Here is an 18,975-nt window from a genome sequence, read left to right as displayed (position 1 = left end):
CGAGATCCTAGCGAGTATTGCTGGGGGCTCCCTCCGCGCCGGCGCCCCAGGCGCCGCGCAGGCGCCCGAACAGCGAGGCCGGCAGCAGCCTGGCCCGCACGCGGCGGCCGAATGGGGTGGCGGATCTGATCGCCGAATCGAGCAGCGCGGCGTCGTGCAGCTCCGCGCGCGCCCGGTGCGCGGCGTCCGCACCGCTGGGCTCCGGAGCGCCGGGCCGGGCATAGCTCTCCCGTTCGACCTCGGCGAGGAGTCGATCCAGGGCGGGGCGCCAGGCGGCCGGGTCGGCGCGCTCGGCACTGCCCAGCACGCCCGCCAGCTGCGCGGCCCGCGCACGGGGCGTCTCGGTGTCGGAGACGGGATGGCCGCAGTCCGTCAGCGTGTCGGCGAGATCCTGCCAGAGCGGTTGCACGCCACCGCCCGTCCGCGCCCGATGACGCCTCGCCGCCCGCAGCCCGGTGCGGCTGAGCAGCGGGAGGCTGAGCAGGAGCACGAGCCCGGCGCTGAGGAGCAGCGTGCGGCTGAGCAGGGCCCGGGCGTCGGCGGCCTGTGCCAGCGACCCCGCCTGCTGCTGCTCGTCCAGCGCCCGCAGGTCTCGCCCGGGCGCCGCCGCGCCGGTGGAGCCAGGGGTCGGCGCGAGCGGCGCCGTCACGGCGGCGCTCGGCAGCGAGTAGGACGGCACGGAGCCGCGGCCGGGCGTCGGCTCGAATGGCACCCACCCGACGTTCTCGAAGTAGAGCTCCGGCCACGCGTGCAGGTCCGAGCTCTGCACGTCGTAGCGCGCCTCCCCGTCCAGCCGCTCCCGGCTGCGCTGCCCGGGTGCGTAGCCGAGGGAGATGCGGGAGGGGATGTCCAGGGACCTGGCCATCACCCCCATGGCCGAGGCGAAGTGGATGCAGTAGCCAGAGCGCTTGATGAGGAACTGCTCGATGGCGCGGAGCCCCCCGCCGTCGAAACCGCTCTCGACGGGAGACTGCTCCGAGTAGCTGAAGTCGCGCCCGCGCAGGAACTTCTGAATCGCCGCGGCCTTCAGGTACGGCGTCCCGGCCTCCGCGGTCACGGCGAGCGCCGTCTCGCGGATCAGTTCCGGCGTGTCGCCGGGCAGCTCGACGTAGCTGGCGATCTCGGCCGGGTATGCGCCGCCGGACGCGGCCAGGTCCTCCTGCGTCGGGGCCAGCTCCAGGGCGTTGACGACGTAGTTCTGGCCGGCGATGGAGGAGTGCGTGGTGGCGACCGTCAGAGCGGAGCTGTCCCAGTACCACTGCCCCCGCAGACCCTCGATGCTCGTGGCCGGGTAGGGCACGGGCAGCCATTCGCTGCGCACATTCGCGATCTGCACGCTGGTGCGCACTCGCAGGGTGGACACCTGATCGCCGAGCCCGGGCGGGGCGGGGAAGGCATCCACAGTGTTCGACTGGTTGAACGCACTGTGCCCGGCCACCCAGCTCTCCCCGGCGAACGAGTCCAGCGTGAGCATTTTCAGGTAGACGGGGCGGTTGCCGTCCGAGCTGTACGAGAGGGCGGGAACGGATGTCGGCCGGCGCAGGTCCTGGCCGAGATCGATGAGCGGGTTCACCGCTCCCCCGAACAGCGAGCTGCTCGGCGGGCCGACGCCGAGCTGGGCGCCGAGCGAGACCAGCGGTGTGGCGGCGGTCAGGAACAGGGCGGCGACGATGCCGAACGCCCCCACGCCGACGGCACCGCCAAGCGGCCCGAGGCCGGGCTGCTTCGTCGCCGCCACGACTCGCGGCCCCCCGCGGCTGCCGCCCTCCAGAGCGGCCCTGGCCTGCTCCTCGAAGCGCCGCGTCCGCACGTCCACCCGGAGCAGCAACAGGTAGGCGGCTGCGGCGAACACGAGCACCCAGAGCTGCTCCGGCTGCCGCAACACCACCGTCGGCACCATCAGCAGCACCGCCACCGGGATCCCCGCGAGCGCGGGCAGCCGCACCGCCACGGCGAGGGCGTCCATCAGCAGGACGAGGATGCCGCCGCCGATCGCCAGCAGGAACACGATGCCCGGCGTCGCCTCGGCCGGCACGGCCTGCGTCTGGATGGACAGCTGCCCCTCGGCCAGCAGCGAACCGAACACCGCGAAGGTGTCCGGCGTCGGGAGCAGGAACAGCAACCCCGTGCCCGCGCCGAATGTGAGCGTCAGGACGACCAGCATGCACGCGCTGGCGAGCACCGGCACGACGGCAGGCGGAACGCGCCAACCGCGCAGCACCGCAGAGGCGCAGCCGACGACCCCGATCATGGCCGCGCTCGCCCACCACCACTCAAAACGGGCCAGCAACGGCGCGATGGCGAGAATGCCGGTCGCCGCCAGCAGCATCACCGCCCCGGACAGCAGCCAGTAGGGCTGGCCGCGCAGGGCGAAGCGCTGGGGAGCCGGGCGCAGGAGCGCGGGGCGCTGCGCGGCGCGTTCACGCGACATCCTGCACCCGGCCCCTCTGCGCCTCTGCCCAGGCGTCGGGCAGCTGCTCGGGGCTCCGCAACTCGATGCAGTGCCAGCCGGCGTCCACGAGACGCTCGATGGCGGCGCGGCGCATCGTGTTCAGCACGAACGCGACCGCGGGCTCGCAGTAGGGGCGGAGCGCCGCCAACTCCTCGGTCTCCCGGTCGTCGATGTCGATGAGCACGGCCAGGGCGGGCAGGTGGGCACTGGAGTTGCGCAGCACGCTCCCGGCGGACTGCTCCTCCGTCGCGCGCAGTCCGGGCGATGGCACCTGCAGGTTCGCGAGGCCCTCCAGCAGCCCGCGGTCCCCACCCGGCGCGCGGAAGGAGCTCGGGGCGTCCCCGCGCAAGCCGCCGCGGCCGCTCTCGCTGCCCGGTTGGCCTGGCGCCAGTTGGCTCGGTCCCGTCTCGACCACGTCCAGCCGAAACCCGGCGGCCAGGAGGTGCACTCCGATGGAGGCCACGGCCTCCATCCCCAGTTCCACCGCGGCGTCGAGACGTCCGTAGCGCTGGCGCACGCCGGTTCGCTCGGCGGCCGAAGCGCCGGACAGGGTGGTGTCCACGATGAGCCGCGCCTCCGGGTTGCTGCGCTGCTCCTCCTGGCGAACCATCAGCTCGTCCCGTTTGGCCGTCGCCGCCCAGTGCACCCGGCGCAGCGGGTCGCCCGGCCGGTACTCGCGGGCGATGAGCTCGTCCGAGTTCGGGTTCGTGTGGCGCAGCAGTTCGTGCACCGCCCCCGTGCCGGAGCTCAGCGAGCGCCCCCTGTCGGGCAGCGCGCTCACCCGCGGCGTCACGATGAGGTCGTGCGGCTCGCCGACCGGCCGCTCGGCGTAGGCCAGGCCGAAGGGGTCCACCATCCCGAGCACGAGGGGCCCGATGTCGTACACGCCGCGCCGCCGGGGCCGGAGCGTGTACTCGAGCCTGGCGGTGTCCTCTCCGCCGCCCTGACCCGGCTGGTAGCGGCCGAGGGCAGGCAGGAGCGCGCCGGCCGGCACGTGGATGCCGTCGTCGGCCTGATCGCGCCAGCGCGCGCCGAAGCTGGCACGCCGGCCGATGTTGCGCACCGTGAGCGACACGACCGCCTCGCCGCCCGCCGCGACGATCCCCGGGGCGAACACCCGCGTCACGTGCACGCGCGCCCCGCGCAGGGCCACGTAGCAGAGCGCGACGATCGGCACGGCGATCAGCACGAAGGCGATGAAGAGGAACTCCCGCCGGCTGAACAGCAGCGCCCCAGCCACGAGCGAGACGCCGACGATGAGGAACGCCCAGCCGCGCCGGCTGAGCCGCGGCCACCAGTCACGCCGCGGCAGAAGCCCGCCGTTCGCTGATCCCGCGCTCATGGCTGCCGCCCCGCTAACCGCGCTGAGTCGAGCCGACGGGTACGGGCGTGGCCGCGACGATGCGCCTGACCACTTCTTCGATCAGCGGTGCGCTGTCCTGGTGGTGGTGCCCGAGCGCCCGGCTGGTCGGCACCAGTCGGTGGCCGAGCACGGCAACGACGAGTTCGTCGATGTCGTCCGGCAGCACGAAGTCGCGCCCGTGCAGCGCGGCGTGGGCCTTGGCGGCGCGCACCAGCTGCAGGGTGGCCCGCGGGCTGGCCCCCAGCCGCAGGTCCCTGTCCTCGCGGCTCGCCCTGGCGATGCTCACGGCATATTCCTTGATCCCGGGCGAGGCGTACACGGTGCGAGCCGTCTGCATCATGGCGCGCAGCTCGTCGCCGCTGACGACGGCGCCGATGCGCGCGAGCGGGCTGGACGTGTCGCGCGCGTCGAGCATCGCCAGCTCGCTCTCGGTGTCGGGGTAGCCCATGGAGATGCGGGCCATGAACCGGTCCCGCTGGGCCTCAGGCAGCGCGTAGGTGCCCTCCATCTCGATCGGGTTCTGGGTGGCGACGACCGTGAACGGGCTGGTCAGCGCATAGGTGGTGCCGTCGACGGTCACCTGGCGCTCCTCCATGCACTCCAGCAGCGCCGACTGCGTCTTCGGGCTGGCCCGGTTGATCTCGTCGCCGATGACGATGTTGGCGAAGACGGCGCCCGGCTTGAACTCGAACCGGCGCTCGGCCTGGTTGAAGATCGACACGCCGGTGACGTCGCTCGGCAGGAGGTCTGGCGTGAACTGGATGCGGCTCACCGTGCAGTCGACGGAGGTGGCGAGCGCCTTGGCCAGCATGGTCTTGCCGACGCCGGGGACGTCCTCGATGAGCAGGTGTCCCCCGGCCAGCAACACGGTCAGCGCCGTGCGCACGGCGAGGTGCTTCCCGTCGATCACCGATTCGACGTTCGCCATGATCTGGGCCCCGCGGGATGCGAGTTCTGCCAGCGGCATGCCGGCGACGGCATCCGCGCCCTGCTGCGCTCGCGCCATGCGCGGCACGGCCGTCGCGGTCTCCACCGGCAGCCCGTTCACACCAGGCTCCCCTGCAGGAAGTCAGAGACGGCGGGGGGCACGTAGGGCGACACGTCACCGCCGAGCGCCGATACCTGGCGCACCAGCGAGCTGGAGACGTGACCGTGTGCCGGGTTCGGCAACAGGAACACGGTCTCGACGCCGGCGAGGTGGCGGTTGACGATGGCCATCGGGGTCTCGTAGGCCACGTCGATCTGCGAGCGGATGCCCTTGACCAGCACGGACGCCCCGACCTCGGTGCAGTAGTCGACCAGCAGGCCGACGGTCCACGAGGACACGACGACGTTCTCTGCCGCGAAGGATTCGGCGATGGCCTGCTCGATCAGCGAGACGCGCTGCGCGATCGGCAGCAGGGCGGATTTGTCCGGGTTGTGCACCACGAGCACATGCAGCTCGTCGTAGAGCCCGGCCGCCCGCTCGATCACATCGAGGTGACCGAGGGTGACGGGGTCAAAGGAACCAGGGACGACGGCGATCCTGCGCATAGGTCTCACACTAGTGCCAGAAGCACGGGAACAACCCGGCAGCCGGATGCTCAGTTCTTGCTCAGGAAGTCCCGGCTGGCGTCGTCGAGCCTGCGCTCGACCGCGGCCGAGAGATCCGGGTGCATGGCGAGTTCCGGATCCTCGTCGATGATGACCTCCGCCGCCCGGCGCGCGTCGAGGATCACCTCGCCGTCGGTGGCCACCCGGAGCAGCCTGAGCGAGGAGCGGCCGCCGGACTGGAGCCCGCCGAGCACGTTGCCCTCGCGCCGCAGCTCCAGGTCGACCTGGGCGAGCTCGAAGCCGTCGAGCGTTGCCGCGACGGCCTCGACCCTGGCCAGGCCGACGCTTTCGGGCACGGCCCTGGTCACCAGCAGGCACACGCCGGGAACGCCGCCGCGGCCGATGCGCCCGCGCAGCTGGTGCAGCTGGGACACGCCGAAGCGGTCGGCGTCCAGCACCACCATCATCGACGCGTTCGGAACGTCGACGCCGACCTCGATGACGGTCGTTGCCACGAGCACGTCGATCTGCCCGGCGGCGAAGGCGAGCATCGTCGACTCCTTCTCCTCGCTGCTCATCCGGCCGTGCAGCGGCTCGATGCGGCGCCCGACGAGCGCGGGATGCGCGCGGAGCTCCCCGAGCACGGTCGCCACCGTCGCCATCGGCGCCGCCCCGGGCTCGGCGTCGTTCTCGAGCTGCTCGCCATCCTCCAACTGCTTGGGCTCGATCGCCGGGCAGACCACGAAGCCCTGCCTGCCCTGCGCCAGCTCCTCGGTGAGCCTGCGCCAGATCTGCGGCTCCCACGCCGGCTTCAGGGCCAGTGGCACCGTGAAGCTCTCGATGCCGGGGCGGCCGGCCGGCAGCTCGCTGATCACGCTGACATCGAGGTCGCCGAACACCGTCATCGCCACGGTGCGCGGGATCGGGGTGGCGGTGAGCACGAGCACGTGCGGCTGGCGGCCCTTCAGCCGCAGCGCCTCGCGCTGGTCGACGCCGAAGCGGTGCTGCTCGTCGACGACGACGAGACCGAGGTCGTAGAACGCGACGGCATCGCCGAGCAGCGCGTGCGTGCCGACGACGATGCGCGCCTGCCCCGACACGGCCCGCAGTGTGGCCCTGCGCCGCTCGGCGACCGGCTGCTGGCCGGTGAGCAGGGTGGGCACCAGCTCCGCAGCGAGCTCGGGGCCGAGCGCGCGCACGATCGAGCGCAGGTGCTGGGAGGCCAGCACCTCCGTCGGCGCCAGCATGGCCGACTGCCCGCCGGAGTCGGCAACGGCGAGCATCGCCCGCAGCGCGACGATCGTCTTGCCCGAGCCCACCTCGCCCTGCACGAGGCGGTTCATCGGCGAGGCGACGGCGAGGTCGCCCGCGATCTCCGCGCCGACCGTCAGCTGGTCGTTCGTCAGGGCGAAGGGAAGGGCGGCGTCGAAGCGCTCGAGCAGCCCGCCCGGCTTCGGCATCCGGGGTGTTGCCGCCTCGGCCCGGGAACGGGCGCGTTGCTGGAGCAGGGCCGCCTGCAGCACGAAGGCCTCCGTGTAGCGCAGGGTGCGCCGGGCGCCGATCCAGTCGGCGTCCTTCTCCGGCCGGTGGATCGCGGTGAGGGCCCTGCCCTGGTCGAGCAGCGACTTCTCCCGCCGCACCGCGGGCGGCACCGGGTCGGGCACCAGCCCGAGCGTGTCGAGCGCGGTGCGCATGATGGTGGTCAGCTCCGCGCTGGTCACCTGATTGCTGGCCGGGTAGATGGGGATGGGTGCCTCGGCCCAGCGCCGCGCCCGCTCCTCGTCGGCCGCATCCGCCTCGTCGTCGTCTGGATGCTCCTCGAACGGGGCGAAGTGCGGGTGCGCGAGCTGCAGCGTGCCCCGGTAGTCGGTGATCTTGCCGGCGAAGATGCCGCGCACGCCGGGGCGCAGCGTCTCCAGCCGCCAGCGCTGATTGAAGAAGGTGAGGCCGACCAGGCCCCCCTTGCCGTCGCTGATCTTGATCTCCACGATCGAGCCGCGTCGGGTCTTCATGGTGCGCTCGCGCGCCTCGATCACCTGGCCGACGATCGTGACGTTCTCGCCGATGGGCAGCTCGCTGAGCGCTGTCAGCTCCCCCCGCTTGGCGTAGCGCCGCGGGTAGTGCGCGAGCAGGTCGCCCATGGTGAGCATGCCAAAGGACTTCTGCAGGGCGGATGCCGTGCGCCCGCCGAGCACGCCGGCGATCTTGTCGTCGAGGGAGGCCAGCCCCGGGGCGATCGTCGGCGGTGAACCGCCGCGCCGCGCGGACGCGGAGTCTGGCTGCTCGGTCATTCTTCGATCGTAGGCGCTTGCTCCGACACGTCCTCCGGCGGCGCGAGCAACACGGCGATCTCGGCGGCGACGTAGGGGTCGTCCGGTCGTTGCACGGCCAACACGCGCTGCAGCTCCAGCGCCTCCCCGGTGCGCCCGAGGGAGCGCAGGCAGCGCGCGATCGCCCAGCGGGCGAGGAAGCGCTGGTCGGCGGTGCCGACCGACGTCGCGAAGTCCAGCGCACGCTCGAAGTAGGGCAGCGCCTCCTCCGGTCGCCCGTTGTCGTGCAGGTACCAGGCCAGGTTGTTGTTCAGCGCCACCCCCCAGCGCTGGGTGCGCGCCTGGGTGGCCGTGGCCAGGAGCTCGAGCCCGTCGGCGGCCCACTCCTCTTCGTGGCCGGCATCCGTCAGCGCCAGCATGTGCACGGCATCGAGCACCAGGAAGGTCACGCCGCCGGCCGCCGCGTCACGGGCGGCCTTCGTGAACAGCGGGACGGCCTCCTCCGGGACGCCCTCCGCGACCCGCAGCCGCCCCCGCTCCAAGGCGATGCGCGCGGCCACGATCGGGCTGTCGCTGTCGATCGCGTTCAGCACCGCGTCGCCGTCGTCGTACTGGCCGGCCAGGCCGAGGGCACGCGCGAGCTGGGTCGCAAGCTCTGACCTCGCCTCGTCGCTGTACTCGGGATCGTCGCTGGCACGCCGGAACCGCTCAGCCGAGAGCTGCGGATCGGCGAAGTTCCACAGCTGGTCGAGCACCGTCTGGTCAATGGTCTTCGGTGACAAGTTGAGATCTGACACACACCTATCTTCACAGAGTTGGCCCCCGTCTGCGGGCTAGGCTCGAAGCACAATGACACGAATCGTTTCCGGTTTCGCCGGCTCGCTCACCCTGAAGGTCCCCAAGCAGGGCACCCGCCCCACCAGCGACCGGGTGCGCGAGGCCATCTTCTCGGCGCTCGAGGCCCGCGACGCCATCGCCGGGCTGCGAGTGCTCGACCTCTACGCAGGCTCCGGCTCCCTCGGTTTGGAGGCGGCCAGCCGCGGCGCCCGCATCGTCACGCTGGTCGAGAAGAACCCGCAGGCGGCCGCGCTGTGCCGGGCCAACGCCACCGCCGTCACGCGTGCGGCGCCCACGCGCAGCGCCCCGCAGATCACCGTCTCCGGCCAGAGCGTGCAGTCCTTCCTCGACGGCACGGATGCCGGCTTCGACCTCGTCTTCATCGACCCGCCGTACGAGCTCGGTGACGCAGAGCTCGCCCAGAACCTGCTCACCCTCGCGCCGAAGCTGCACGAGGACGCCGTCGTCATGGTGGAGCGCAGCTCCCGCTCACCGGAGCCGATCTGGCCGGACGGGCTGGAGCTGGACCGCCGCAAGGACTACGGCGACACCACGCTGTGGTGGGCCGCGCCCAGCGCGCGCTGAGCGGCCCCCGGCGGCTCTTCCCCTCGGCGTGAGCGCTATGCAAGACTCTGTGCGTGAAGAGCAGCCAGGTAGAACTTCCCGCAGCGGACACCTCGTACGCGCTGTCGCTCGACGGCCGCCGATTCACGTTCGGGGCCGTCGTGAGCGGCGCGGCCGACCACGGCCAGTTCGTCACCCTGCTCAGCCCTGACGGCCGCAGACAGCTGGGCCAGGTCGACGCCGTGACCGCCGAACCCGGCGGCACCGTCAGCGGCGAGGGCGCGCTGCTCGGCGCAATCGGCGAGTCCGGCCTCGACGCACGCGGCACCTTCCCGTTCGGCTCCGCCGAGGTCGTCACCGCGGAGCCGTCGATGATCGAGCTGGTCTATGCGACCGCCGGGGCCACGCTCAACGTCGGCTCCGTGCTCGGAGCGGATGCCGTCACCGCCCGCCTCATCCCGCAGCGCTTCAACCGGCACACCTTCTGGTGCGGGCAGAGCGGCTCGGGCAAGAGCTACGCGCTGGGCGTGCTCATCGAGCAGCTGCTCGTGCGCACCCGGCTGCCGATGGTGATCTTCGACCCCAACGCCGACTTCGTGCGGCTCGGTGAGCTGAGCGCCCACGGCGAGGAGGCGGAGTCGGCTGAGGAGGCCGCGCTGCTGCAGAGCCGCGACATCCGCGTGCTGCGCCCGGCCGGAGACTCCGCCGACCCGCTGCTGGTGCGCTTCACCGAGCTGTCCATGCCGTCCAAGGCGGCGGTGCTGCGCCTGGACCCGCTGGCCGACCGCGCAGAGTACAACGAGCTGCTGCACTTCGAGCGCACCATCGGCAGCCGCAGCCCGGAGGAGATCATCCCGCGGCTGCTGCGGAGCGAGAGCCCGGCCGCCCGCACGTTGGCGGCCCGGATCGACAACCTCCGGCTGATCGACTGGGAGCTGTGGGCGGGCGACCGACCGGCCGTGACCGACATCATCCGGGAGCGGCCGGACGCCACGGTGCTGGACCTCGGCGGCTTCAACCACCCCGACGAGTACCTGGTCGTCGCCCTCGCCGTGCTCGATGAGCTCTGGGAGCGGCGGGAAGAGCGCCGGCCCATCCTCATCGTCATCGACGAGGCGCACAATCTGTGCTCGCCGGAGAACGACGGGCCGCTCGAGGTCGCCGTGCGGGAGCGGATCACCCAGATCGCCGCGGAGGGGCGCAAGTTCGGGCTGTGGCTGTTGCTCTCGACCCAGCGCCCGTCGAAGGTGGCCTCCGGAATCCTCTCCCAGTGCGACAACGTCGCCGTGATGCGGATGAGCTCCCCGGCCGACCTCACCGAGCTCGCCGTGCGGTTCGGCTTCGCGCCGGCGGCCATGCTGGCGCGGACGACCGGGTTCCGGCAGGGCGAGGCGTTCTTCGCCGGCGGCTTCGTGCCGGCGCCGACGTTGGCCTCGATGCGCACCCGGCTCACCGTCGAGGGCGGGGTCGACGTGCGCGTGCCGCTGCGGGCGGAGGGCGCGCGCCCGCGATGAGCCAGGAGCGCCCGCTGTCGGCATCCGCTCTACACCGGGAGGAGGTGCGGGGCCGTTGGGAGCGGGCGACGCGCTGGCCGTTGATCCTGCTCTCGATCGGGTTCCTCGTGGCGTACAGCCTGGTGACGATCCGGCCGAGCTGGACGCGGGACGAGCAGATCCTCATCGTCGTGGTGCTGGGCGCGGCCTGGCTGGCCTTCATCATCGACCCGGTCGTGCGGCTGATCCTGACGGCGCCGCATCGGCGCGCCGCCTACGTCCGCACGTACAAAGTCGAATTCTGGGCGGCCCTGCTGCCGATCCTGCGCCCGTTCTCGCTGCTGCGACACCTGGACTCGACGCCCGGCTTCATGGGCAACGGCGGCAACGCCTTGCGCTCCCGCGTGCTCGCCGTGGCCGCCGCCTACGCCGGCATGTACGTGTACGTCATCGCGATCACGGTGCTGCAGGTGGAGCGGAACGCGCCCGGCGCGACGATCGTGACGTTCGGCGAGGCGATCTGGTGGGCCTTCGTGACGCTGGCGACGGTCGGCTACGGCGACTACGTGCCGATCACCCCGTTCGGCCGCACCCTGGCCGTCATGCTGATGGCCGGCGGCGTCGTGATCATCGGCACGGCCAGCGCGCTCATCGTCTCCTACCTCTCCGAGCGCATCACCACGCGCGACCCGGGCGCTGTGGCCCCCCGCAAGCCCAAGCCGCGGCAGCGAGACGAGGAAGAGGACTAGTCAGCCGGCGTGGCCGTCCCAGCCGCGGTACGGGTCCCAGCCGCCGGGCAGGTGCGGCGCGCCGTCCACGGTGATGCCGGCCGGCTCCCCCGCCGGCAGCTTGAGCACGCGCCCGACCGGCCGGAACCCGGCGGGCAGCACCGCACCTGCCGGGAAGCAGGCCAGCAGGGAGTGGTCCTCTCCCCCGCCGAGCGCGCTCTCCGGGTGCTCGCCGAGCGCCGCGGATTCGAAGTCGATCAGCACGCCGCTGGCGCGGGCGATGCGGGTGGCGTCGAGGGCGAGGCCGTCCGAGACGTCGAGCATGGCGGTGGCCCCGGATGCCGCGGCGGCCGCCCCGGCGGGGATCGGCGGCGACGGGCGCAGCTGGGCGCCCAGCAGGCGCGGGTACGCGGTGCGGAGGGCGTCGGCAGCGGCGGCATCCGGGGCCCCCTCCGCGTCGATGGCGCGGGTGAACAGCAGTGCCAGGCCGCGGCCGGCCTCGCCGAGCGTGTTGCCGCCCTCGGCGACGGCGACGGTGTCGCCGGGCCGTGCGCCGGAGCGGAGCACGGGGGCGCGGCCCTCCAGGTCGCCGAAGGCGGTGACGGCCAGCGTCAGAGTGTCGGAGGCGGAGAGGTCGCCGCCGACGACGCCGCAGCCGGGGGCGAGGGCGGCGCAGGCCTCGCGCAGGCCGTCGCTGATGCCCTCGAGCACGCTGACCGGCAGGTGCTGCGGGGCGGCGATCGCCACGACGAGCGCGGTCGGGCGGGCACCCATCGCGGCGACGTCGGAGAGGTTGGTGGCGGCGGCCTTCCAGCCGAGGTCCGCTGGGCGCGACCAGGCCAGGCGGAAGTCCGGGCCGTGGATCATCATGTCGGTGGTGACGACGAAGCGGCCGTCCGGCGCCGCGAGGACGGCGGCGTCGTCGCCGGGGCCGAGCAGGGTGGCGTCCGACTCGGGCAGGCGCGGGAAGATGCGCTGCAGCACCGCGATCTCGCTGAGCTCGGCCAGTGTCGGGTCTGCGGGGTCGGCCTGTGCGGGGCTGGGCTGAGCGGGGTCGGCCTGTGCGGGGTCAGCTCCGGCGGGGGTCGATTCAGCGCGCGTCATACTCTCAAGGTAGCCTGAGGAGCGATGCTCTCCCGTACTCTGACCCGCCCGCTGGCCGCCCTCGGCACGGCGCTGCTCATCACCGCAACACTCGCCGGCTGTGCCGCCGCCGTTGCGCTGGAACCCGCCGACGACGCCACGAACCCCGGCTGCGCCGAGATCGTGGTGCGACTGCCCGAGGCGCTCGGCGAGCAGAAGCTGCGCGAGACCAACGCGCAGGGCACTGGCGCCTGGGGCGACCCGGCCACGATCCTGCTGCGCTGCGGCGTCGAGGTGCCCGGGCCGACAACGCAGCAGTGCGTCGCCGTCGGCGGCATCGACTGGATCGTGGACGACAGCAACAAGCCGATCTTCCGCTTTGTGACGTACGGACGCACCCCGGCGACGGAGGTCATCGTCGACTACGACAAGGCCTCCGCCAGCGCCCTCATCGACCTGGAGGGCGCGATCTCGGTGATCCCCGCCGAGAACGCCTGCGTCGACGTCACCGACGTGCTCCCCGCCGGGTAGCAATTCCCGCTCGCGTCGTTGGCTTCGGTCGCTGGCGCTCCCTCGAGCCAACGGGAGAAATCACATCGGGCAGAGCGGCCGCGCCGCTCCCTCTCCACGTCGGCTCGAGGGGGCCGCGCCGCGACGCAGGAGCAGCGCAGCACCCGAAGCCGCGAGCGGATCCGCCGAAACCGCGGTCCGACGGTGTTGGTTTCGGTCGCTGGCGCTCCCTCGAGCCAACGGGAGAGGTCACGTCGGCCAGGGCGGCCGCGCCGCTCCCTCTCCACGTCGGCTCGAGGGGGCCGCGCCGCTCTCTCCCCACGTCGGTTCGAGGGGCCGCGCCGCGACGAAGGAGCAGCGCAGCCCCCGAAGCCGCGGAGTCAACCAGACCGCGCTAGCCCTCAGCGGCCCAACGCGCGGGCTCGTGCACGCCGTCCTCCCGCACGCGCATGCCCGGGCCTCCCGCGATCAGCGCATCCTTGCGACGGCGCAGCCAGCCCTGCACGGTGTGTTCGCGGGCGAACGCGGCCGCGATGCTGTCGAACTCCTCGTAGTAGACGAGGCGCACCGGCAACCGCCGCGCCGTGTACTTGGCGCCGGAACCAGACTGATGCTGCACCAGGCGGCCGTCGAGGCCCCAGGTGCTCCCCGTGTAGAGCGTGCCGTCGACGCAGCGAAGCATGTACATGTAGGGCATGTTCCCATCGTGCGCGTCGGCGAACGGCGCAGGCGGATGCCGATTCGGGTTGTGGAAAACCCCCACGCAACGCCGGGCTGTGAGCTGCTGTCCCGGCGGTGTTGGCTTCGGTCGCTGGCGCTCCCTCGAGCCAACGGGAGAGGTCACGACGGTGTTGGCTTCGGTCGCTGGCGCTCCCTCGAGCCAACGGGAGAAAGCACGTCGGCTCGAGGGGGCCGCGCCGCGACGAAGGAGCAGCGCAGCCCCCGAAGCCGCGAGCGGATCCGCCGAAACCGAGGTCCGACGGTGTTGGCTTCGGTCGCAAGCTCCCTCGAGCCAACGGGAGAAGCACGCCGGCTCGAGGGGGCCGCGCCGCGACGAAGGAGCAGCGCAGCACCCGAAGCCGCGAGCGGATCCGCCGAAACCGCGGTCGGACGGTGTTGGCTTCGGTCGCAAGCTCCCTCGAGCCAACGGGAGAGGTCACAACGGTGTTGACTTCGGTCGCACGCTCCCTCGAGCCAACGGGAGAGGGAGCGTGCGAGGCGCTACCTCGCCAGGGCCAGCGCGATCAGCTCGTCGATCAGCTCGGGGTAGCTGAGCCCGGAGTTCTGCCAGCAGGTCGGGAACATCGAGATCGGCGTGAACCCGGGCATCGTGTTGATCTCGTTGACGACGAAGCCGTCCGCGGTCAGGAAGAAGTCGACCCGGGCCAGGCCCGCGCAGCCGATCGCCTCGAAGGTGCGCACGGCGAGCTCGCGCATCTCGGACAGCTCGGCCTCGCTCAACACGGCCGGGCAGACCAGCTCGATGCCGTCGGCACCCATGTACTTGGCGTCGAAGTCGTAGAAGTCGCGGCCGCTGACCACGACCTCGCCGGCAACGGATGCCCGCGGCGCCTGCCCGGGGCGTCCGCCCAGAACCCCGATCTCGACCTCGCGGCCGATGATCGTGGCCTCGATAAGCACCTTGTCGTCCTCGGCCAGGGCAACCGCCATGGCGCCGGCCAGCTGGTCCAGCGAGGTCACCTTGCTCACGCCGACGCTGGAGCCGGCGCGGGCCGGCTTGATGAAGACGGGCAGCCCGAGCTCGGCAACGGCGGCCTCGACCCCGGCGACATCCGTCGCCCAGTCGCGGGCGCTGACCGTCTGCCACGGGGCGACGGCGATGCCGGCCTGGCGCAGCACGGTCTTCGTGTAGTGCTTGTCCATGCCGAGCGCGCTGGCGAGCACGCCGGAGCCGACGAACGGCAGCCCGGCCAGCTCGAGCAGGCCCTGCACCGTGCCGTCCTCGCCGAACGGGCCGTGCAGGATCGGGAAGACGACGTCGACGGCGCCGAGCGAGCGGCTGGTGCCGTCGGCATCCGTCACCGTCAGCTCGCGGGACGCCGTGCTCTCCGGCCAGCGCACGCGCGTGCCGTTGTCGACAACCTGCGGCATGGCTGCCGGGTTCAAGGTGAACAGGGCGGCGTCGTCTGGCTGCAGGGTGAAGGCCCCGTCGCGCGTCATGCCGATCGGGATGACGGTGAAGCGCTCGCGGTCAATCGCCGAGAGCACCCCGCCCGCCGTGGCGCAGCTGATCGAATGTTCGCTTGACCGTCCCCCAAAGAGCAGCGCCACCGTGAGCTTGTGCGTCATCGAGAGTCCTTTCGCCTTGCGGCTCGTCCGAGTCTGTTGTGAGGTGCGGTGCGATGTCGCGCGGGTTCAGTGTGCCGGCCAGAACCTGGCGCACCTGCTCGACGATCGGCATCTCGACACCCTTGGCCTTGGCCAATTCGAGGATGGGGCCGACGGATGCCAGGCCCTCAGTTGTCTGTTGCATCTGCTTGACCACGTCGGCCTGGCTGTAGCCCTGGCCGAGCAGGCGCCCAGCCGTGTTGTTGCGCGACAGCGGCGACTGGCACGTGGCGATCAGGTCGCCGAGGCCGGCGAGGCCGGAGAGCGTCTCCGGGTGGGCGCCGTAGGCGACCGCGAAGTCGGTCATCTCGACAAGGCCGCGGGTGATGATCGAGGCCTTCGTGTTCTCGCCGTAGCCGACGCCGTCGACGATTCCGATGGCGACGGCGATGAGGTTCTTCAGCACGCCGCCGAACTCGGTGCCGATGACGTCGGTGTTGACGAAGGAGCGGAAGTAGCTGTTGCGGGCGAGCAGGGCGACGGCCTGGGCCGTCTCCAGGCTGGTGGAGGAGACGACGGCGGCGGTCGGCTGCTGCCTGGCGATCTCCAGTGCCAGGTTCGGGCCGGAGATGGCGGCGATCCTGTCGGGGCTGACCGGCAGCACCTGCTCGATGACCTCGCTCATGCGCAGGCCGGTGGAGCGCTCCACGCCCTTCATCAGCGAGACGATGATGGCGTTCGCGCCCAGGTGCGGCTCTGCGGTGATCAGGTTCTCGCGCAGCGACTGGCTCGGCACCGACACGAAGACCTGCTCGGCGCCGGCCAGGGCCAGGTCGAGCCGCGAGGTGGCGCGGAGGGTGTTCGGCAGGTTGATCCCGGGCAGGTAGTCGCTGTTGCGCTTGGCCTCCTGGATCTCGCGGGCGAGCTCCGGCCGGCGGGCCCAGAGCACGACATCCGCGCCGCCATCGGCCAAGATCTTGGCGAAGGTGGTGCCCCAGCTCCCGGCGCCGAGCACGGCGACGCGGGTTCCCGGCTTCACGGTGGGGGTCTTGGTGGCCCTAGGAGTCAAAACGACCCGTCTCCTTCTGGTCATGTGCGGCGGGGTTCCACCGTTGGGCTGGTGCCTTCTCGCCGCGGAGATCCTCGAGCAGCACGGTGATGGCGTCCATCACGAGCGCGGTCGCGGCGGTGAGATTGGCCGTGTCGAGGGGCTTGCCGCGGAACGCGTCCAGGTCGACGGGGTCGCCGACCTTGACCATGATGTGCTTGCGCGGGAAGAGGCTGATCTTCTTGGAGTAGCGGGCCATGAGCTGCTGGCTGCCCCAGTGCGCGACGGGGATGACGGGGATGCCGCGCTCGAGCGCGATGCGCACCGCGCCGGTCTTGCCCCGCATCGGCCAGAGGTCGGGGTCACGGGTGAGCGAGCCCTCCGGGTAGACGACGACCATGCGGCCCTTCTCCACCAGCTCCTCCGCTGCGCGGATCGCCGAGTGCGAGTTGTTGCCGGAGCGCTCGACGGGGATCTGGCCGGAGGTGCGCAGCGCCCAGCCGAGGACGGGCACCTTGAACACGGAGGCCTTGGCCAGGAAGCGCGGGTAGCGCCCCAGCTTCCAGGCCACGACGCCGACCACGACGGGGTCGATCTCGCTGTAGTGGTTCGGGGCCAGCACGTAGGCGCCGTGCCGCGGCATCTTGTCGCCGTCGCGGATCTCGAAGCGGGCGGCGAGGTTCATCAGCGGCACCGCGAGAGCTGCGAACACCCAGAAGATCGAGGGTTGACTCTTCTCGGAGCGCGGGCGACGGCCGGGGATGTTGTGAGGCATCCCCCCATTATCCTTCGACGGCATCAGTCTTCGAGAACGAAGTCAGCGCCGAGGATCTGCAGCTTGCTGATGAAGTTCTCGTAGCCGCGGGCAATGATGCCGACGTTGCTCACCGTGGAGGTGCCCTCCGCGCTCAGCGCGGCGACGAGGTGGCTGAAGCCACCGCGCAGGTCCGGGACCTCGACGTCGGCGCCATGCAGCTGGGTCGGCCCGGTGATCACGGCGGAGTGGTTGAAGTTGCGCTGCCCGAAACGGCAGGCGTGCCCGCCGAGGCACTCCTTGTGGATCTGGATGGTCGCACCCATGTCGACGAGCGCGTCGACGAAGCCGAAACGCTGCTCGTAGACCGTCTCGTGCACGATCGAGACGCCCTTGGCCTTGGTGAGGGCCACGACGAGCGGCTGCTGCCAGTCGGTCATGAAGCCGGGGTGCACGCCGGTCTCGATGATGACCGGGTTGAGGTCACCGCCCGGGTGGTAGAAGCGGATGCCGTCTTCGAGGATGTCGAAGGCGCCGCCGACCTTGCGGAAGACGTTGAGGAACGTGAGCATCTCGGCCTGGCGCGCGCCGCCGACGGTGATGTCGCCCTCGGTGGCCAGTGCGGCGGCGGCCCAGCTGGCCGCCTCGTTGCGGTCGAACAGCGAGCGGTGGGTGTAGCCGCGCAGCTGCTTGACGCCCTCGATGCGGATGACGCGGTCGGTGTCGACCGAGATCGTCGCGCCCATCTTCTGCAGGATGTTGATGAGATCCATGATCTCCGGCTCGATCGCCGCACCCTTCAGCTCGGTGATGCCCTCCGCGCGCACGGCGGTGAGCAGAACCTGCTCGGTCGCGCCGACGCTCGGGTAGGGCAGCTCGACCTTGGCCCCGTGGAGGCCGTTCGGTGCCGACATCCGGATGCCGCTCGGCAGCTTCTCGACGACGGCACCGAAGGTGCGCAGCACGTCCAGGTGGAAGTCGATCGGCCGGTCGCCGATGCGGCATCCGCCGAGGTCGGGGATGAACGCCTCGCCGAGGCGGTGCAGCAGCGGCCCGCAGAACAGGATCGGGATGCGGCTGGAGCCGGCGTGCGCGTCGATGGCGGCGAAGTGGGCCACCTCGACGTTGCTCGGGTCGAGGATGAGCTCGCCCTCTTCCTCGCCCTCTGTGACCGTGACGCCGTGCACCTCGAGCAGGCCGCGCACGATGCGCACGTCGCTGATGTTGGGCACGTCCTTCAGAACGCTGGGGGTCTCCCCGAGCAGCGCCGCGACCATCGCCTTGGTGACGAGGTTCTTGGCACCCTTCAGTTCGATGCGACCGACCAGTGGCTTGCCACCGTGGATGGTGATCTTGTCGACCGCGAGGCCGACGGCTTCGCCGTGGTTCTTTGCATCTTCGCCGAGAGTATTCAAATGTTTTCCGCCTGCACGTTCTGCCTCGCTGGGAGGGGCTACTTTACTGGGAGAGTCTGGGGTCGCCAGCTCTCGCGGGTGGCCTCGAATTCTGAGATCAACGCTTCGTCGCGCAGGGTGAGCCCGATGTCGTCCAGACCTTCGAGCAACCTCCATCGAGTGTAATCGTCCACCTCGAAGGAAACCTGAAGGTCCCCGATGGTTGCGGTGCGCGCCACCAGGTCGACGGTCATCTCAGTGCCGGGGTTCGCCTCGATGGCGGCCCACAACGCCTCGACCTCGTCCTCGGTGATCGCCGCGGCGAGCAGGCCCTGCTTGCCTGAGTTCCCGCGGAAGATGTCGCCGAAGCGCGGGCTCAGCACGACGTCGAAACCGAAGTCGCGCAGCGCCCAGACGGCGTGCTCGCGGGACGAGCCGGTGCCGAAGTCGGCGCCAGCCACGAGAATTCGCGCACCCTGGAACTCGGGCTTGTTGAGCACGAATTCCGGGTCCTGGCGCCAGCCGTGGAACAGCGCGTCCTCGAAGCCGGTCTTGGTGACCCGCTTGAGGAAGACGGCGGGGATGATCTGGTCGGTGTCGACGTTGGAGCGGCGCAGCGGGGCGGCGACTCCGGTGACGGTGGTGAACTTCTCCATG

The 18,975-nt window shown here is 71.5% G+C and carries 17 protein-coding genes; 4 read left to right on the top strand and 13 right to left on the bottom strand.

Features of this window, described 5'->3' with window-relative positions; genetic code table 11:
* Positions 1 to 7: 7 nt before the first annotated feature.
* From BLT62_RS07940 to BLT62_RS07915, 6 genes are read right to left on the bottom strand one after another with little or no spacing between them, the layout of a single operon-like run.
* Positions 8 to 2,431 (bottom strand): transglutaminase family protein, encoded by a 2,424-nt coding sequence (locus BLT62_RS07940; RefSeq protein WP_083363568.1) that lies wholly within the window; start codon positions 2,429 to 2,431, stop codon positions 8 to 10.
* Positions 2,421 to 3,794, bottom strand: coding sequence for a DUF58 domain-containing protein (locus tag BLT62_RS07935; RefSeq protein WP_083363567.1), 1,374 nt, complete (start codon positions 3,792 to 3,794; stop codon positions 2,421 to 2,423). The genes BLT62_RS07940 and BLT62_RS07935 overlap by 11 nt, the downstream gene beginning before the upstream one ends.
* Positions 3,795 to 3,807: 13 nt before the next feature.
* On the bottom strand, positions 3,808 to 4,821 hold the full coding sequence (locus BLT62_RS07930; RefSeq protein WP_083365376.1) for an AAA family ATPase: 1,014 nt from the start codon (positions 4,819 to 4,821) through the stop codon (positions 3,808 to 3,810).
* Positions 4,822 to 4,859: 38 nt separating this feature from the next.
* Positions 4,860 to 5,348: a pantetheine-phosphate adenylyltransferase gene (coaD, locus tag BLT62_RS07925; protein ID WP_083363566.1), complete on the bottom strand. Its 489-nt coding sequence runs from the start codon at positions 5,346 to 5,348 to the stop codon at positions 4,860 to 4,862.
* 50 nt (positions 5,349 to 5,398) lie between these two features.
* A complete protein-coding gene (locus tag BLT62_RS07920; protein ID WP_083363565.1) occupies positions 5,399 to 7,639 on the bottom strand; it encodes an ATP-dependent DNA helicase RecG in 2,241 nt (746 codons plus the stop codon).
* Positions 7,636 to 8,415, bottom strand: a complete 780-nt coding sequence (locus BLT62_RS07915) for a tetratricopeptide repeat protein (RefSeq protein WP_083363564.1) — start codon at positions 8,413 to 8,415, stop codon at positions 7,636 to 7,638. The genes BLT62_RS07920 and BLT62_RS07915 overlap by 4 nt, the downstream gene beginning before the upstream one ends.
* A 52-nt stretch (positions 8,416 to 8,467) precedes the next feature.
* Between BLT62_RS07915 and rsmD the strand changes: the two genes are divergently transcribed.
* The 3 genes from rsmD to BLT62_RS18320 are packed head-to-tail and all read left to right on the top strand — an operon-like array spanning position 8,468 to position 11,261.
* Complete coding sequence (rsmD, locus tag BLT62_RS07910) at positions 8,468 to 9,040, top strand: 16S rRNA (guanine(966)-N(2))-methyltransferase RsmD (protein ID WP_083363563.1); 573 nt, start codon at positions 8,468 to 8,470, stop codon at positions 9,038 to 9,040.
* 53 nt (positions 9,041 to 9,093) lie between these two features.
* Positions 9,094 to 10,533 (top strand): ATP-binding protein, encoded by a 1,440-nt coding sequence (locus BLT62_RS07905; protein ID WP_231919398.1) that lies wholly within the window; start codon positions 9,094 to 9,096, stop codon positions 10,531 to 10,533.
* A complete protein-coding gene (locus tag BLT62_RS18320; protein WP_083363562.1) occupies positions 10,530 to 11,261 on the top strand; it encodes a potassium channel family protein in 732 nt (243 codons plus the stop codon). The genes BLT62_RS07905 and BLT62_RS18320 overlap by 4 nt, the downstream gene beginning before the upstream one ends.
* Here BLT62_RS18320 and thiL read toward each other — a convergent pair whose 3' ends face one another.
* On the bottom strand, positions 11,262 to 12,344 hold the full coding sequence (gene thiL / locus BLT62_RS07895) for a thiamine-phosphate kinase (RefSeq protein WP_083363561.1): 1,083 nt from the start codon (positions 12,342 to 12,344) through the stop codon (positions 11,262 to 11,264).
* Positions 12,345 to 12,368: 24 nt separating this feature from the next.
* Here thiL and BLT62_RS07890 point away from each other — a divergent pair, with 24 nt between their 5' ends.
* Positions 12,369 to 12,854: a DUF3515 family protein gene (locus tag BLT62_RS07890; RefSeq protein ID WP_083363560.1), complete on the top strand. Its 486-nt coding sequence runs from the start codon at positions 12,369 to 12,371 to the stop codon at positions 12,852 to 12,854.
* 373 nt (positions 12,855 to 13,227) lie between these two features.
* Here BLT62_RS07890 and BLT62_RS07885 read toward each other — a convergent pair whose 3' ends face one another.
* The 6 genes from BLT62_RS07885 to leuD all read right to left on the bottom strand — a co-directional run bounded on the left by BLT62_RS07885 (position 13,228) and on the right by leuD (position 18,974).
* Complete coding sequence (locus tag BLT62_RS07885; protein WP_083363559.1) at positions 13,228 to 13,530, bottom strand: GIY-YIG nuclease family protein; 303 nt, start codon at positions 13,528 to 13,530, stop codon at positions 13,228 to 13,230.
* Positions 13,531 to 14,054: 524 nt separating this feature from the next.
* Positions 14,055 to 15,143 (bottom strand): D-alanine--D-alanine ligase family protein, encoded by a 1,089-nt coding sequence (locus BLT62_RS07880; RefSeq protein ID WP_083363558.1) that lies wholly within the window; start codon positions 15,141 to 15,143, stop codon positions 14,055 to 14,057.
* Entirely contained in the window at positions 15,046 to 16,191 is a 1,146-nt protein-coding gene (locus BLT62_RS07875; protein ID WP_231919397.1) for an NAD(P)H-dependent glycerol-3-phosphate dehydrogenase, read from the bottom strand. The genes BLT62_RS07880 and BLT62_RS07875 overlap by 98 nt, the downstream gene beginning before the upstream one ends.
* On the bottom strand, positions 16,181 to 16,945 hold the full coding sequence (locus BLT62_RS07870; RefSeq protein WP_231919396.1) for a lysophospholipid acyltransferase family protein: 765 nt from the start codon (positions 16,943 to 16,945) through the stop codon (positions 16,181 to 16,183). The genes BLT62_RS07875 and BLT62_RS07870 overlap by 11 nt, the downstream gene beginning before the upstream one ends.
* A 23-nt stretch (positions 16,946 to 16,968) precedes the next feature.
* On the bottom strand, positions 16,969 to 18,339 hold the full coding sequence (murA, locus tag BLT62_RS07865) for a UDP-N-acetylglucosamine 1-carboxyvinyltransferase (RefSeq protein WP_083363556.1): 1,371 nt from the start codon (positions 18,337 to 18,339) through the stop codon (positions 16,969 to 16,971).
* 38 nt (positions 18,340 to 18,377) lie between these two features.
* Positions 18,378 to 18,974, bottom strand: coding sequence for a 3-isopropylmalate dehydratase small subunit (leuD, locus tag BLT62_RS07860; protein ID WP_083363555.1), 597 nt, complete (start codon positions 18,972 to 18,974; stop codon positions 18,378 to 18,380).
* Position 18,975: the final 1 nt, after the last annotated feature.

This window comes from Microterricola viridarii, from assembly GCF_900104895.1.
Lineage (GTDB): Bacteria > Actinomycetota > Actinomycetes > Actinomycetales > Microbacteriaceae > Microterricola > Microterricola viridarii.
The sequence above is the reverse complement of the archived record's forward strand: the minus strand, read 5'-3'. Positions and strand labels throughout refer to the sequence as shown.